This window comes from Methanobacterium bryantii (genome assembly GCF_002287175.1).
Taxonomy (GTDB): Archaea; Methanobacteriota; Methanobacteria; order Methanobacteriales; family Methanobacteriaceae; genus Methanobacterium_D; species Methanobacterium_D bryantii.
Map to the genome: position 1 here is coordinate 101,905 of NZ_LMVM01000041.1, position 14,489 is coordinate 116,393.

At 33.3% G+C, this 14,489-nt stretch carries 17 protein-coding genes; 10 read left to right on the forward strand and 7 right to left on the reverse strand.

Annotated elements, in window-relative coordinates:
• Positions 1-3 precede the first annotated feature (3 nt).
• From ASJ80_RS17575 to ASJ80_RS16515, 6 genes are read left to right on the forward strand one after another with little or no spacing between them, the layout of a single operon-like run.
• Complete coding sequence (locus tag ASJ80_RS17575) at positions 4-1,038, forward strand: GyrI-like domain-containing protein (RefSeq protein WP_245837606.1); 1,035 nt, start codon at positions 4-6, stop codon at positions 1,036-1,038.
• Positions 1,039-1,052: 14 nt separating this feature from the next.
• A complete protein-coding gene (locus tag ASJ80_RS16495) occupies positions 1,053-1,445 on the forward strand; it encodes a hypothetical protein (protein ID WP_069582386.1) in 393 nt (130 codons plus the stop codon).
• The gene (locus ASJ80_RS16500) at positions 1,438-1,824 is read left to right on the forward strand and encodes a hypothetical protein (RefSeq protein ID WP_069582383.1); all 387 of its coding nucleotides are present in this window, start codon (positions 1,438-1,440) and stop codon (positions 1,822-1,824) included. The genes ASJ80_RS16495 and ASJ80_RS16500 overlap by 8 nt, the downstream gene beginning before the upstream one ends.
• A 2-nt stretch (positions 1,825-1,826) precedes the next feature.
• Positions 1,827-2,654, forward strand: coding sequence for an amidohydrolase family protein (locus ASJ80_RS16505; RefSeq protein ID WP_069582380.1), 828 nt, complete (start codon positions 1,827-1,829; stop codon positions 2,652-2,654).
• Between the two features lie 12 nt (positions 2,655-2,666).
• Positions 2,667-3,671, forward strand: a complete 1,005-nt coding sequence (locus tag ASJ80_RS16510; RefSeq protein ID WP_069582378.1) for a prenyltransferase/squalene oxidase repeat-containing protein — start codon at positions 2,667-2,669, stop codon at positions 3,669-3,671.
• Positions 3,672-3,683: 12 nt separating this feature from the next.
• Entirely contained in the window at positions 3,684-4,364 is a 681-nt protein-coding gene (locus tag ASJ80_RS16515) for a DNA alkylation repair protein (RefSeq protein ID WP_069582376.1), read from the forward strand.
• A 12-nt stretch (positions 4,365-4,376) separates the two neighbouring features.
• Here ASJ80_RS16515 and ASJ80_RS16520 read toward each other — a convergent pair whose 3' ends face one another.
• The 3 genes from ASJ80_RS16520 to ASJ80_RS16530 all read right to left on the reverse strand — a co-directional run bounded on the left by ASJ80_RS16520 (position 4,377) and on the right by ASJ80_RS16530 (position 7,525).
• Positions 4,377-4,853, reverse strand: coding sequence for a pyridoxamine 5'-phosphate oxidase family protein (locus tag ASJ80_RS16520; RefSeq protein WP_069582374.1), 477 nt, complete (start codon positions 4,851-4,853; stop codon positions 4,377-4,379).
• Positions 4,854-5,014: 161 nt separating this feature from the next.
• Positions 5,015-6,154: a hypothetical protein gene (locus ASJ80_RS16525; protein WP_069582372.1), complete on the reverse strand. Its 1,140-nt coding sequence runs from the start codon at positions 6,152-6,154 to the stop codon at positions 5,015-5,017.
• A gap of 9 nt (positions 6,155-6,163) precedes the next feature.
• Positions 6,164-7,525, reverse strand: coding sequence for an MBL fold metallo-hydrolase (locus ASJ80_RS16530; protein ID WP_069582367.1), 1,362 nt, complete (start codon positions 7,523-7,525; stop codon positions 6,164-6,166).
• Positions 7,526-8,367: 842 nt separating this feature from the next.
• Between ASJ80_RS16530 and ASJ80_RS16535 the strand changes: the two genes are divergently transcribed.
• Positions 8,368-9,312, forward strand: a complete 945-nt coding sequence (locus tag ASJ80_RS16535) for an ATP-binding cassette domain-containing protein (protein ID WP_069582362.1) — start codon at positions 8,368-8,370, stop codon at positions 9,310-9,312.
• Positions 9,312-10,076, forward strand: coding sequence for an ABC transporter permease (locus ASJ80_RS16540; RefSeq protein ID WP_069582359.1), 765 nt, complete (start codon positions 9,312-9,314; stop codon positions 10,074-10,076). The genes ASJ80_RS16535 and ASJ80_RS16540 overlap by 1 nt, the downstream gene beginning before the upstream one ends.
• Positions 10,077-10,109: 33 nt before the next feature.
• Here the strand turns inward: ASJ80_RS16540 and ASJ80_RS16545 are convergent, their stop codons facing one another.
• Both ASJ80_RS16545 and ASJ80_RS16550 read right to left on the reverse strand, forming a co-directional pair.
• Positions 10,110-10,571: a hypothetical protein gene (locus ASJ80_RS16545; RefSeq protein WP_069582358.1), complete on the reverse strand. Its 462-nt coding sequence runs from the start codon at positions 10,569-10,571 to the stop codon at positions 10,110-10,112.
• 59 nt (positions 10,572-10,630) lie between these two features.
• Positions 10,631-11,536 carry a hypothetical protein gene (locus ASJ80_RS16550; protein ID WP_069582356.1) on the reverse strand — a complete coding sequence of 302 codons (906 nt, stop codon included), beginning with the start codon at positions 11,534-11,536 and terminating at the stop codon, positions 10,631-10,633.
• A 112-nt stretch (positions 11,537-11,648) separates the two neighbouring features.
• Between ASJ80_RS16550 and ASJ80_RS16555 the strand changes: the two genes are divergently transcribed.
• Positions 11,649-12,092 (forward strand): DUF2115 family protein, encoded by a 444-nt coding sequence (locus ASJ80_RS16555; protein ID WP_069582353.1) that lies wholly within the window; start codon positions 11,649-11,651, stop codon positions 12,090-12,092.
• Positions 12,093-12,114: 22 nt separating this feature from the next.
• Here ASJ80_RS16555 and ASJ80_RS16560 read toward each other — a convergent pair whose 3' ends face one another.
• Both ASJ80_RS16560 and ASJ80_RS16565 read right to left on the reverse strand, forming a co-directional pair.
• The gene (locus tag ASJ80_RS16560; RefSeq protein WP_048082123.1) at positions 12,115-12,294 is read right to left on the reverse strand and encodes a hypothetical protein; all 180 of its coding nucleotides are present in this window, start codon (positions 12,292-12,294) and stop codon (positions 12,115-12,117) included.
• Positions 12,295-12,418: 124 nt separating this feature from the next.
• Positions 12,419-13,384 (reverse strand): TIGR03557 family F420-dependent LLM class oxidoreductase, encoded by a 966-nt coding sequence (locus tag ASJ80_RS16565; protein ID WP_069582348.1) that lies wholly within the window; start codon positions 13,382-13,384, stop codon positions 12,419-12,421.
• 540 nt (positions 13,385-13,924) lie between these two features.
• Here ASJ80_RS16565 and ASJ80_RS17255 point away from each other — a divergent pair.
• Entirely contained in the window at positions 13,925-14,065 is a 141-nt protein-coding gene (locus ASJ80_RS17255) for a hypothetical protein (RefSeq protein ID WP_176720172.1), read from the forward strand.
• Positions 14,066-14,489: the final 424 nt, after the last annotated feature.

Here is a 14,489-nt window from a genome sequence, read left to right on the forward strand (position 1 = left end):
AAAATGAATAATAAGTTTCTTATAGCTCCCTGTGGAATGAACTGCAGTGTTTGCATGGCATATTTAAGAGAAAAAAATAAATGCCCTGGCTGCAGGTTGTTTAATGCAGAAAAACCAGTTAGCATCGCTAAATGTAAAATTAGAAACTGTGAATATATTTCGGCAAATGGGAAGAATTTTTGTTTTGGATGCAGTGATTTTCCCTGCAAACGTTTAAAACAGCTGGATAAAAGGTACAGAACTAAATACAACATGAGCATGATTGAAAATTTAGAATATATTAAAAATAAGGGTATTGAAGAATTCTTAGAGAATGAAGATCTTAGATGGAATTGTTCTGAGTGTGGGGGCACCATTTGTATTCATAAGGGTTACTGTTACAGCTGCGGGAAAATATATTGGAATGTGAGAAAGATGACAAAAATAGACTTAAAAAAGGAAAATAAGGAGCTTTACGCTCCATCAATAAAGGAACCTTCCCTGGTAGATGTTCCTGAAATGAAATTTTTAATGATAGATGGTGAAGGAGACCCAAATACCTCAGAGGAATATAAAGATGCAATGGAAGCACTGTTTCCAGTATCTTATAAGGTAAAATTCATTTCTAAAAAAGAAAAATCAAAAGATTATGTTGTAATGCCCCTTGAAGGACTATGGTGGGTCCAAAACATGGAAAATTTTAGTATTGAGGATAAAAGTAGCTGGAAATGGACAGCAATGATAAGGCAGCCTGATTTTATAAGTAAAAGGATGATAAAGGATGCAATTAGAGAAGTTGAAGAAAAGAAGAATCCTGTGGCTTTATCTAAAATAAGATTTGAAAGCCTGCATGAGGGATTGTCAGCTCAGATAATGCATATTGGCCCATTTTCTGAAGAAGGTCCAACAGTGGAGAAGCTTCATGCATTCATTGAAGAGAAAGGCTACGAATTTGATGGTACCAGCACTGGTGAGAAACATCATGAGATATACATAAGTGACATGCGTAGAACAAAACCAGAAAGGCTTAAAACTATCATAAGACAACCTGTTAAATAAAAGAAGGGGATTAAATGAATAAAAATTTAAAAATAGTTTTGTTTGGGTTTTTAGTATGGTTAATTCCATTTGCAGTATCGTTTTTTATTTATCCTCTCAAAACACCTATGTATTCTCTCTTTGAATCCATTATGAGTGTATTAATAGCTGTTGCTGCAATGATATTTTCTTATTTCTACTTTAGAGATATCAAGACAAATTTTGCGGTGGAAGGTATAATAACAGGTATTGTGTGGTTCATAATTGCAATAGTAATAGATTTAGTGATGTTCCTGCCTGCAAGTCCCATGCATATGAATTTCAATGATTACATGATGACTATAGGTGTTAAATACTTAATCATACCGGTTGTGACAATTGGAACTGGATATGTAGCTGCTGTAATGGGAAGAAGATACTATGAATAAAAATGCAAAAATAATCAATTATGGGCTTTTAGTGTGGTTAATACCCTCTTTAATTACAGTTATTTTAGGTTCTTTTTTAGCTGCCATAAATATTTTTGAGATTATATCTGCCGTGGCCATAGCTGTAACTGTAATGGTTTTTTCTTATTTATATTTAAAAGTTATAACCGAAAATTTCCTTAAAGAAAGTGTTTTAATTGGAATAAGCTGGTTGATAATTAGTATTGCTCTGGATATAATCTTAATATTGTTAGGGATTTCACAATTAACCTTGATTAACTATACGATGTATGTTGCACCTCTGTACATTATTATTCCTGCCATAACCATTGGATTAGGATTATACATGAATCAAAGAATGAATAATGTAGGAGATTGAGAATGATAATAGATTCGCATGTACACCTGCACCCAACAGAAGAAGTTGGAAAAATGGTTGTAGAAATGATTGGAGTGCCTTACTACAGTTATGGTACTCCTGACGATTATGTAAAGGACATGAAAAGTGCAGGTATAAATATGGGGGTGGTGGTAAGCTTTGCACCAGATAATCAGCTCAAAAATAATAATTTCTGGACAGTTGCAATAACCCGTCCTGGAAGAAATAAACCTGCCAAATATCCCATGTTAATTCCGTTCATATCTGTAAGCCCCACTATGAAAGGCCGTACAATGATTGAGGAACTTGAGCATAAATATAAATGGGGAATGAAAGGTCTGAAATTTCATCCAGTGGCACAGGAATTTGCCCCTGATGATGAGAGAATGCGGCCGGTTTACGAGTGGATGATGAAGCATGATTTGCCTATTACGGCCCATTCCGGCTTCAATGTTGATGGTAAATCTAAATTTGGAGAGCCAGAAAGATGGATCCATGTTTTAGAAGAATTCCGTGATCTTAAACTTATTTTAGCACATATGGGTGGTGGATCATGGGATACAGCTGTTGAAATAGCAGATAAATTCCCCCAAGTTATGTTTGACACTGCAATTGCAATTTCATATATAAACAGTCCAACTACTTTGGATGACGAGACGGCTGTAGACTTAATAAGGACTATTGGATCTGATAAAATATTATTTGGATCAGATTATCCCTGGATAAATCCAAAAAAGGATATTGAAAGAATAAATGGTTTAAATATATCTGATAATGATAAAGAGCTTATATTGGGCGTGAATGCAGAAAGATTGTTCAATTTGAAATAAGGTTGTGTAAAAATGACCATCTGGAAATCTTTTTTAAACACAGATCCAACAGAATGGCTTTTAGAGGAAAATAACCCTTCAGTTAGATATTTCACCCTTCGAAACATATTTGAAAGGCCAGAAATGGATCCTGAAGTTAGGGAAGCCAAAGCAGACATCATGAAAACTGGGACTGTGCCTAAAATTTTAGCCAAGCAGGAAGATGGGGGTTACTGGGGCATTCCTGATAATTTCTATTTAAGGGGCAAATATAAAGGAACTTCGTGGCAGTTGATAATCCTTGCTGAACTTGGTGCAGATAGTGCAGATGAAAGAATTAAAAATACCTGTGAATTCATGCTTAAAAATTCACAGGATCCTGAAAGCGGCGCTTTTTCATATATAAGTGATGATAATAGTGTTGGTGATGCTGAAAAGATTTTACCATGTCTTACTGCTAACATGGTTTGGAGTCTTATCCGATTGGATTATCTAGATGACGAAAGAGTTCAAAAAGCACTTGAATGGCTCATAGCACATCAGAGGTTTGATGATGAACCTGTAGAACTCCCTGAAGGAGAGCATTATAAAATATGGAAAAAGTGTTGGGGAGAGCGTACTTGCCACAGTATCATTGTAAAGTCCCTTAAAGCATTCAGTGAAATTCCTGAAAATAAGAGAACGCCTGAAATGGAAAACTGCATATCTAAATGTGCTGAACATATGCTTAATCACAGAATTCATAAAAGGAGCCAACCTCCAGCTGAAGGTAGGTTTAAATGGTTGGAATTTGGTTTTCCATTGATGTGGAACATAGATGCCCTGGAAGTTTTAGGACTGCTTACTAAATTAGGCTATAAAGATAAAAGGATGCAGGAAGCTATGGATATGATGATTTCTAAACAAAATGGTGAAGGCAGATGGACACTGGAAAACACTTTCAACGGGCGCTTCCAGACAAGCATAGAACGGAAAGGAGAAGAAAGTAAATGGATCACTTTAAATGTTCTGAAGGTATTGAAGAGTTATTATGGGTAGCAGGTGTAATTTATGCAGTTTGAAGAAATTATAAGTGAATTGGAATCATTATCTAATCCTGAAGAGGTAGAAGGGAGAGCTAGATTTGGAATAAACCATACCAAGACTTATGGTGTAAGAATGCCAGAATTACGTCGAATAGCTAAAGCTGCAGGTAAGGATCATGTTCTTGCAGAAAAATTGTGGAATGCGGGATACGGCGAAACAAAAATACTTGCAGGTTTAATTGAAGACCCAAAAATGGTTACAGAGTCTCAAATGGAAAATTGGGTGGCTGGGTTTGACTCATGGGATGTGTGCGACCAGTGCTGTATAAATTTATTCCGTAAAACTCCTTTTGCCTACAAAAAAGTGTTTGAATGGAGCACCAGAGAAGAAGAATTTGTTAAAAGGGCTGCATTTGCAATGATTGCCGTTCTAGCAGTGCATGATAAAAAGGCAGATGATGAAAAATTTGAGAAATTCTTCCCTTTAATTATAAGAGAATCGGTAGACAACCGAAATTTCGTTAAAAAAGCTGTTAACTGGGCATTAAGGCAGATTGGGAAACGAAATCTTAATTTAAACAAAAGAACGGTTGAAATTGCAGAAGAAATTAGTACTATTGATTCAAAAAGTGCTAAATGGATAGCAGCTGACGCGATCAGGGAACTTACAAGTGAAAAAGTTCATGAAAGACTTAAAAAGAAGTAATATGGGAGATATTTAAGGATTTTTAAGAGCAACAATTTGTTTCAGGCCTACTAATTTCCATACCATAGTTCTATCTTCCTCCAGGATCAACTGAATAGGTTCATCTGGAGAGTGGCCTATAACCGCCCTAACTTTATTTGAGAGGTTTCTATCTTTGATCATTTTAACAAACATTTCTTTAATCTTTTTTTTATCCTTTTCATCCTCTACTTCAATTATACGTCCTTGAAGATTTGCAAATTTATAGTCTGACATATCTTCGGAATATTTTTCTATCTCCACAGCTACATGTGGGTCCCGCTTAATTTCTCCAATTTTTTTACCATACCTTGTTGACAGGAAATAAAGGAATCCGTCGTCAAATATATACATAAATGGAGTAATATATGGATAATTTTCTCCTTTAAATGCAATTCGACCAATAAAATTTTGTTTAATTAACTCATCATATTCTTCTTTATTCATAGGTGGAATTTTTATCATGCTCATGGAAAACACCGTATTATAATTATAACTTCTATTATTAAAAAATTTTATGAAAGTATGCGTTTTACGGCTGATAAATTAAATGCCAATAAAAATAAGAATTTTAAATATTTTTAATATGTGTAAATCTGATTAATGGCGTAATATATTAAATTTGGCAAATTTTAACCATGATTAAACGCATTTACTGCTTTAATAATGTTGTATGGATCATCTGAAATTACACTGCTCCCATATAGTTCCATAGCACCAATATCTGAAGTTGGTTTAAAAATACTGCCCCTATCTACAATTCTTATAATGTAAGGGAGAAATGTCTCGCCGAATGATGGGCAAGAAATAGCTAAATTAAAACTGTTTACTCCTAATTGATCGATATAGCATCTAAGTACTCTATAGATGGCTTCTTTTACATCAGCACTTGTTGATGGATTGTTTTTTGAGATAATTATGAACTCTTTTTCTTTAAGGGGAGTTAAACTTGCAAAACCAGTTACATCTTTATTTAAGGCAAGTCCTAGTGCGTTATGAACATTGTATATATCTTTAAAAAGATTCCTGCCGGTTAACTGCATGTAGCTTCTAAAATTTTTCCTTAAAAATTGTGTTTTAGCATAATGAACGTTTTTTGTGATTAAAACCTGTGCATGACCATGTACCTGCGAAGCACCTGCTTTTGGAAGACAGTTCCAGATAAAAAGTGGAGATGTGAACTGTTTATCGTGATTATTGACTTTTTTAAACCATTCAAACCCCGTTTCTATATAATCAGATAGTTCTTCCTGTGTGAAATCAAGGGGGTTATGCTTTTTAAAAAATACCATGCTGCTCCATGCGTCATATTTGGCAATATTTGCTCCAGTAATGCAGTATTTGCCATGAATTCTTCCAAATACATCTTCTGGAGTGTATTTTTCAGCCTGGCAAAAGTCGCAGTTTTCTCTGGATTTTTCAATGTATTCTTGAACTTTCTCCTGTTCTTGACTTCTCTCTTGAGGTTTCATCCCGGGCCTGCTTGCCCTTAGAGAATTGAATAGAGATCCTTCACCTGTCCATTTGTTGTAGGTCTTAATCACTTCTTGGGTTTGTATTCGCTCAATGACTTCATTTTTGGACTCTATAATCTTTCCAGATTCGTCTTTATTTCCAAAATATGTATGAACTTTTTCCTTAAATGATGGTGGTATCTTCAAGTTCCCTGCTGCGCTTGATACGTGAAAAATATTATTAAACAGCCTAAACGAGTCTTCATCTTCTTTTTTTAATCTATTTGCTCTTTCTTCAAGATCTAAAATAGAACTCATATTGTAACCTCATTTAACCAGGGGATATCCTGCTGCTTTCCATGCACGTATACTGCCCAGAACATTAACAACTTTTTTATATCCATTATTTTTCAATATACTAGCGGCTATGCTGGCTCTATTTCCAGTATCGCAGTATACAACAACATATTTGTCTTTGGGAACTTCATTAAGGCAGTACTGCAGGTCCCCGACGTAGATATGATAGGCACCCTCAATGTATCCTTCTTCCCATTCTCCAAATTCTCTCACATCAAGAATAAATATTGAATCATCATTTTGGCGCTCTTTTAATTCATGTACAGACCAGATGTCAACTGTTTCTATTTCTTCTCCTTTTGTATACCAGCTGGTAAATCCACCAGCTAAGTATCCAAATATGTTATCGTATCCGAGCCTTATGAGGTATCTCAAAATTTGATCCATGTACTCATTATTCTCGTCGATTATGGTAATTGGATCTTCATAATTAAGCATCCATCCTGCAAAATAGGTCAGGCCGTATTTCCAAATATTTAATGTACCCTGAATATGCCCGCCTGCATAACTTGCAGCCATTCTAACATCCACAACCTGGGTATCTTTCATGTGTTTTTTAAATTTATTTAGGCTTAAGGGATGGGGATATGGAATTCTGCAGAGGATAGGGGCTCCATTTTTATTATATTCAACCATTTTATCAAAATAAGGCGCCTTAACCATTTTTTCATTTAATTTAAACTTAATAAACTCTTCTTTATTCATCTGGATGGCATGATTGGTTTTCTTTTCATACCCTATTGTTGTAAATTCACTTTCACGGATATCTGCCCCGCATACAGAACCAGATCCATGCGCGGGATAAACGAGAACATGGTTGCCTAAAGGAAGGATCTTTTGATGGATGCTGTCATAAAGTTTTCCTGCCATTTCATACACTTTGTCATCACCGTAAAGGTCAGTTCTTCCCACTTCACCTGCAAAAAGGGCATCACCAGTAAAAATCATATATACATCATCAGATACTTCTTTATCTGTGAGCACTATTGATATGCTCTCATCTGTGTGTCCTGGTGTTTCAAGAATTTCTAATTCAACAGAACCTATATTAAACTTTTCCCCTTCACTTACAGGATTTCCATAGGCAAAATTTAGATTTTTACCATGGTATATTCCGGCATTTACTCTTTTTGAAAGCTCACGTGAACCAATTACATAATCTTCATTACAGTGAGTTTCAAATATGTGAGTTATTTCCATATCATGTTTTTTTGAATAGTCTACATATGAATCACAGTCTCTCCTGGGATCTATAACTGCAGCTTCTCCTTTTGATCCTATAAAATAGGATTTATGTGCTATTCCTTCACTTTTGATTATTTCAAATATCATATTATCATCTGACCTATTTTTCAATATATGGCGTCCAATAATTTAGAGCGAATTTAACCAGTTCGGCTATAATGCAGTTTAATTTGCGTCATTTTCAATGAATTCACTCATTTGCAGTGTGATTGTATTATATTTTTATAATAAAAAATATATATAATTTATGCAGTTTTTTTACAGATATTAACTCGGAAAATGAGAAAAATGAATTAATTAGTTATTTATGTGGTTAAAATTAAATTAAATGTTAATTAAAGCGTTTAATGTAAAAATAAACGCATTTTTACATTTTATTTATTTAACATTTTCTATTTTTTAAATAAAATAGTTGAGATCCGGCTTATTAGAGTTAGTACTGAAGCGGTTAAAAATGCAAAACCTGTTAAAAAGAATATAAATGTCACAAAGATTGTAATTATGTCTAGAATCCCTAAATTTTCATTTAAACCTTTAATAAAAATTAGCAGTCCTGCAGCCAGGAAAATAGTTAATATTATTTTAGAGTCATTATTCATCTGTAGTATATATGTATTATGAAATTATTAAATATTATTACATAGTTTTATTATTTTAAATATATTTACTAAGTTAAGATACGGTTTCTAAATTTCTGCCGGTAATTTTTCAAAAAAGAATAAGTTGATCTGATGATAATATTTCCATATTTTGATTTTTACACTTCAATAATGCAGTTATTTCCTTTTATTTAAGTAGTTCACTGAAATACGACTTAAAAATATATATCTTTTCAAAAACAAATTATAATAATGTTTATAATCTGTTTAATGTAATCATACTTTTGGCGCATTTTTACAGTCAAACAGGACAAACTGCTGGGGTATATTATGGGAAATGTTATAGAAACTACAGATATCACTAAACGATATGATGATTTCATTGCTGTGGATTCCATTAATCTGGAAGTTCCTAGAAATACAGTATATGGTGTGTTAGGACCTAACGGTGCTGGAAAAACTACACTTATATCTATGTTATGTACAATACTGCGTCCCACATCAGGAACTGCAACTGTAAATGGTTATGACATAGTAAAACAGGCTAAAGAAGTTAGAGAATCTATAGGGATAGTATTCCAATCAAGGGCTCTTGATGATATCTTGACTGGTAGAGAACATCTTGAAATGCACGCTTCTCTTTATGGGGTGCCTAGAGATGTTAGAGAAGAACGTATTGACGAAATTTTAGAGCTCATAGCTCTGGGAAAAAAAGTCGATGAATACATAAAAACATACTCTGGAGGAATGAAAAGGAGACTTGAAATTGGCCGAGGACTTATCCATCACCCTAAAGTGCTTTTTTTAGATGAACCTACCTTGGGGTTGGATCCTCAAACCCGGGAAAATATCTGGGAGTATATTTACAACATGACTCAAACTCAGGATATTACAGTGCTTTTAACCACTCACTATATGGAAGAGGCAGATCAGCTGTGTGATGAGGTAGCCATCATAAATAAAGGTGAAATAATCACTGCAGATTCTCCAAGTAACCTTAAAAGGGAGTTAAAGGCAGATACTATAACTCTTAAAGTAAATGATCCTGAAAAATTTGTGGAAAAGGCTAAAGAGCTCAAATTTACCAGAGATATTTTCTTTACAGGCGGCGAAGTGAAAATGATGGTAGAGCGAGGTGAAAATTTAGTGCCTGAGGTGGTAGAGTTTGCAAGTTCCCAAGGCATCCACATAAATTCGATAGAGGTGGAACACCCTAATCTGGAAGATGTTTTTATTAAATATACTGGTTCTAAAATAGTTGGGGAGGGAAGATAATGTCTGAACTGGAGGGAATATATACCATCTGGCTTAGGGAAACCAAAAGATATGTCAGATACCGCTCAAGAATTTTGACTTCAGTAGTAACTCCTCTCTTATGGCTTTTGATATTTGGAACTGGTTTAGGCTCTGCGATACGTTTTGGAGGAATTCTGGGAGGATATCAGGCTTTTATTTATCCAGGTATCATTGGGCAGACAATTTTGTTTACCACTATATTTTCAGGATTATCTGTAATCATGGACAGGCAGTATGGGTTTTTAAAAGAAATAATGGTGGCCCCAATATCCCGCCCATCTATTGTGCTGGGTAAATCAATGGGTATAGGCACAGCTGCTTTGATCCAGGGAGTTATTTTGCTGCTGCTGTCATTTGTAGTTGGAGTTCAAATGACAGTCTTTGCATTCATAAGTAGTGTTGTGCTGATAATCCTTATATCACTGGGATTTGCAGGTTTAGGATTATTAATTGCTACATTAACCGACAGCATGGAAGGATTCAACCTGATAATGAGTTTCATTGTGCTACCAATATTTCTTTTAAGCGGAGCACTTTTCCCTGTAACTGGACTTCCTACATGGCTCCAATTTGCAGTATACTTAGATCCGCTTACATATGGAGTCGATGCACTTAGAAGTGTTATTTTAAATCAATCTGCACTTCCACTAGAGATTAGTATACTGGTGATATCTGCATTTGCACTGCTAATGATCTTTGTGTCTGCTTACATGTTTACCAAAAAAGAACAGGGATTGATGTAGTCGTAATTAAAAATAGTGTATAATCTAATGGCGCTATTCGCCTTTCCATTTTTTTAATAATTCCATTGTACGCATTAATTTTTCTTTTTGTTTTTTAAATGGATTATTTCCATACTCCTTAACAATCATGGGTTCATACTCATTTTTTGAATTATTTGAACCTTTCTCTCTGGCAGCTTCCATAGCATGGTTTATTTTGTAATTAAGATCTCTTTTTAAATGTTCCCTTTCTTTACGCTCTTTATTTTCTTTTAACATTTCCATCTGGAGAGTTACAAGATTTTTTTTATTGACTGAGTAAAATATTCCATTTCCATCAGATTCTTCTGTATTGTCGTCTGTAATATATGAATTCTGCTCTCTGTACATGTATTCTTCGATTGTATTGAAATATTGAAGTTCATTACCACACTCACAGGTATGGAAATCTATCATCTCGTTTTTGTCTTCAATTTCGTAGTAGAGATTGCATTTATCGCAGATTAGATACGGCATAATGACACCTTTAAATAAGGGATTATTGAATATGATTCTGATTTATTAATATTAATATTTTATTCTACTTTTCGTTTACCATAAATGGGGTTATTTTTATCTATGTGGTGCATCGTACTGTCAAGGGGCATATCTTCTAATTTTTCAGGATAATCTGGCAACGCCGCCCTACAGAACATGAAATAACTGGAACTACCATAGATAATTACCATAAAAGTGATTTCATTTGTTGATGAACTAAATAAAGAGTGGCTGCCATTAATAATGGATAAAATTATGAAAATTAGGGATATAATACAAAAAATAGCTAGATTTATCCCATTTAACATGTACATTCCTCTTAAACGGGTTCTACTGTAATATTTTTTTGTAGAAACTATTAAAAGCACTGAAGCAAAAATCATGGTTGAAACTGCCATTAAAAATAGATAGAACGCGTACCATATAAAGATAGTTCCGATAAAGCCCAAGATTAGGATAGTTAAACCATCAAAATATATTTGTTTTTCTAAATTTCTTTTTATAGTTACGTTTTCTCCTTTAGAATCTTCTAATAATTCTATTTCGTTTAGTAACTTCTTTTTTTCATTTATATCTTTTAATTCATTAACAATTTGTGGTTTATAATCTTTAATTTTGTAACTATTTGACAGTTTTTCATTTCTTTCTGCGATAGCATGTTTAATTCTGTAATTAAGTTCCCTTTTGGAACGTTCTTCTTTTTTTACTTCTTCATGATCTCTAAATATTTCTGCCTCAAATGTTAAAATGTCTTTTTTGCTATTTGTGTAAAAATTACTTGTTGTATTTGAATTAGTTATATTCCTTGATCTTTTCATGTATTTTTCAATTGTATTAAAATACTGGAGTTCATTACCGCATTCACATGTATGAAAATTCTTCATCTCGTTTTTATCCTCAATTTCATAGTAAATATTGCATTTATCGCAGATTAGATACGGCATAAGGACACCCTTTTGAGTAGATTGTATTAATATTATAAAATCTAACTAATAAAAAAGTGTCTATATTAAATAACTGGAAATGATACGAAACTAAAATATAAATGTGATACTAATGAAAACTTCACAGTTACTTATAAAGCTTAAAGCTTGTATGGAAAAATACAAACCAAAAATGCAGGATAGCGGCAAAAAAGATTCTCTAAATCAAACTATGTCCAGATATAATTTAGAAAATTTCAATAAGATATTAAACTCATCACTTAACGGATTAGATGAAGAAGTTGATGAAGAAAAATTAAAAGACCTTCAAAATAGGATTGATTATTATTTTAGTTTGTATGCGCCGGATGATGAAGACTTTAAAGAATTTATCAAGGCAATATCTATATATTTGACTTTTATCGCAAAAAAGCCGTTACATCCTCCAGGAATTGTATTTTCAAATGGTGAAAGAGTATATGAAAAAGAGGGTGTTTATTACTGTACTGGAAAGCCTATTTTTATGAAGGATAAATTGTCTTTGTGTAAATATTGTATTTGTAAGGGAATAGATTAGTCAGACTATATTTTAAATTCAATTATTCACATGCCTTATCTTCAGATTCAATATACTCAAAACCTTCCTTTCTGCACCATTCGTAGAGAGCTTCCGTAGCTCCCCTTGAAAGGCGCCCCTGCTTATCGCCGTATTTAATTCTTGTAATTCTTCTAAATGCTATTTCTAACTCATCTGGAATACAAACCGTTATCGCGCCCATGAAAATCTCCTCTGCAACTTTGAATATACTATGTAATTAATAGCTAATAATTAAAGTTGTTTAATGTTGAATTAGCGTGTTGTATATTGGATTAGGTTACTGCAGGATATATCATGAATATAGATTAGTCTCTAAATTCTGGTAAAATTTCCCTCTCGCAGAATTCTATAAAACCTGGCTGGTCTGTACCTACATGCTGAATACAGACATGATCAAAACCTGCATCAACATAGCTTTTAATCTCATCTATGTGGTCTTGAGGATCGCTGCTGCAGACCATCTGTTCAGCGAGAAGATCTTCATTAATTATTCCTCCAAGCTGTTCAAAATGGGATGGTGTTGCTAAATCTCCATTTAACTGGACTGTATTTGCTTTTATTGGCCAGTATTTGTAAGCTGTATGTTTTGCTTCATCGTCGTCTTCTGCCCAGCATACTGCAGCTTCACCGTAACATGGTTTTCCTTCTCCTCCAGATTCATTAAATTTTTTAGTAATTTTTTCTTTAGGAGACTGTGCTATTAATCCGTCGCCACTTGTCCCTGCTAATTCAGATGCCATTTCTCCTTCTGCAGCTATATAAATTGGAGGTAATTCTTCAGGTTTGGTATAGACCTTTGCATTTTCAACAGTGTAATAACATCCATCATAATCCTGCAGTCCATCGCCTCCATTCCACAGAGTTCTAATTATATCTACAGCTTCTGCAAGCATATTTATCCTTGTAGGGGTTGGAGGCCATTCATCACCTAAAACATGTTCATTTAAATTTTCTCCAGAACCTACGCCCAGTATAAATCTTCCGGGAAGCATTGATGCGGCCGTAGCTGCGGCCTGAGCAATAATTGCAGGGTGTATTCTAAATGTTGGGCAGGTAACTCCTGTTGCAATAGGTATGCTTTCTGTTGCCTGGGATATACCTCCGAGTGTACCCCAGACAAAAGGGCTGTTCCCCTCTTTATTTATCCAGGGGTGATAATGATCTGAAATCATCGCAAAATCAAATCCCGCATCTTCAGCTCTTTTAGCGTTATGTATCAACTCTAACGGCGGGTATTTTTCACTACCCAATTTATAGCCGATCTCAACCATGTTATGCATCCTCCCACATTTTTTAATTTAATATTTTTCTATAAAATAGTAATACTTATTCATGGAATAGTATTTATTTTTTTCAAACATGTTTTGAAAATGAACTCAATATGGTGTTAACATATATTTATTTAAAAGAACAGTTTTGGTATTAAATTAAAGTATATGTAATACCTTCAAGATTCGGTTAAATTTACTTTTTTGAAAAAATCAGGATTTTGTATATCATTATATATAGCTCAAGTGGTTGAAATAGGTATATCTTGAACATTTTGAATTTTAATTTTTTATTAATTATGTATTTAATGGGTTTATTCTGGTAAATTCTAAATTTTTATGTTTAATTGAGCTTAATTGGAATGAATTTTGTTTTTTATCTTAAACTCTAATTTTTCTATTAATAATTGCAGCAGAAAATTTTTAAATTTTAATATTTGAGAAGGGTTAGTTATAATAAATAATACAAATATAATAATTAGTACTAAAATTGGTGTGCTGGAGGGTTTGAAAACAAATTTTCTAAATTTGAAGTGAATTAAAATGGTTCAATGTCCAGTATGTGAAGATACCGAAAAAATTCGTTATATGTCGAGTTACTTAACGGAGTTTTGTGTTGAAGTTCAATTTATCTGTGGTAACTGTGGAAATGTCTTTAGAGAAACTGTGGATATTGATGAGTGATTTAAGTTCAGCGTCCTTTTTGAGTTAGTTATTGTGTTAAAATTTAAAAAATTTAATAGAAATCATAAAATTTAGCTTCGTCATATGTAAGTATAGCGAAGTAAATATTTTTCATTCTGAAAATTATATTTTTTTACACGGGTTATGTAATTAATTATGTCTAATATCTATGTGCTTAATGATTAAAATGCATTAGTGAGCATATTTTATTAAATTCTAAAAAATTTGTAAAAATACATATGATATTAAGTATTTAGATGAATTTTCTAATTTTGTGCAGTATTTTCTAATATGTTTGTTAATCTATAGTTTGCGCGTATAGTATGCGTTGGTTTGAAAAGAAATTTTCGGCTGTTACGCTTATAAAGTTACTATGGTTTAAGGCGTCGGTTGGAGTGTGATAATATCATTCTGTGAATAATTG

Bases quoted from the DNA above. Each gene is read 5' to 3' on its own strand.
- ASJ80_RS17255 (WP_176720172.1), top strand. From the start codon at position 13,925: ATGGTTCAATGTCCAGTATGTGAAGATACCGAAAAAATTCGTTATATG.
- ASJ80_RS16535 (WP_069582362.1), top strand. From the start codon at position 8,368: ATGGGAAATGTTATAGAAACTACAGATATCACTAAACGATATGATGAT.
- ASJ80_RS16515 (WP_069582376.1), top strand. From the start codon at position 3,684: ATGCAGTTTGAAGAAATTATAAGTGAATTGGAATCATTATCTAATCCT.
- ASJ80_RS17575 (WP_245837606.1), top strand. From the start codon at position 4: ATGAATAATAAGTTTCTTATAGCTCCCTGTGGAATGAACTGCAGTGTT.
- ASJ80_RS16565 (WP_069582348.1), bottom strand. From the start codon at position 13,384: ATGGTTGAGATCGGCTATAAATTGGGTAGTGAAAAATACCCGCCGTTA.
- ASJ80_RS16495 (WP_069582386.1), top strand. From the start codon at position 1,053: ATGAATAAAAATTTAAAAATAGTTTTGTTTGGGTTTTTAGTATGGTTA.
- ASJ80_RS16500 (WP_069582383.1), top strand. From the start codon at position 1,438: ATGAATAAAAATGCAAAAATAATCAATTATGGGCTTTTAGTGTGGTTA.
- ASJ80_RS16505 (WP_069582380.1), top strand. From the start codon at position 1,827: ATGATAATAGATTCGCATGTACACCTGCACCCAACAGAAGAAGTTGGA.
- ASJ80_RS16520 (WP_069582374.1), bottom strand. From the start codon at position 4,853: ATGAGCATGATAAAAATTCCACCTATGAATAAAGAAGAATATGATGAG.
- ASJ80_RS16560 (WP_048082123.1), bottom strand. From the start codon at position 12,294: ATGGGCGCGATAACGGTTTGTATTCCAGATGAGTTAGAAATAGCATTT.
- ASJ80_RS16550 (WP_069582356.1), bottom strand. From the start codon at position 11,536: ATGCCGTATCTAATCTGCGATAAATGCAATATTTACTATGAAATTGAG.
- ASJ80_RS16545 (WP_069582358.1), bottom strand. From the start codon at position 10,571: ATGCCGTATCTAATCTGCGATAAATGCAATCTCTACTACGAAATTGAA.
- ASJ80_RS16530 (WP_069582367.1), bottom strand. From the start codon at position 7,525: ATGATATTTGAAATAATCAAAAGTGAAGGAATAGCACATAAATCCTAT.
- ASJ80_RS16540 (WP_069582359.1), top strand. From the start codon at position 9,312: ATGTCTGAACTGGAGGGAATATATACCATCTGGCTTAGGGAAACCAAA.
- ASJ80_RS16510 (WP_069582378.1), top strand. From the start codon at position 2,667: ATGACCATCTGGAAATCTTTTTTAAACACAGATCCAACAGAATGGCTT.
- ASJ80_RS16525 (WP_069582372.1), bottom strand. From the start codon at position 6,154: ATGAGTTCTATTTTAGATCTTGAAGAAAGAGCAAATAGATTAAAAAAA.
- ASJ80_RS16555 (WP_069582353.1), top strand. From the start codon at position 11,649: ATGAAAACTTCACAGTTACTTATAAAGCTTAAAGCTTGTATGGAAAAA.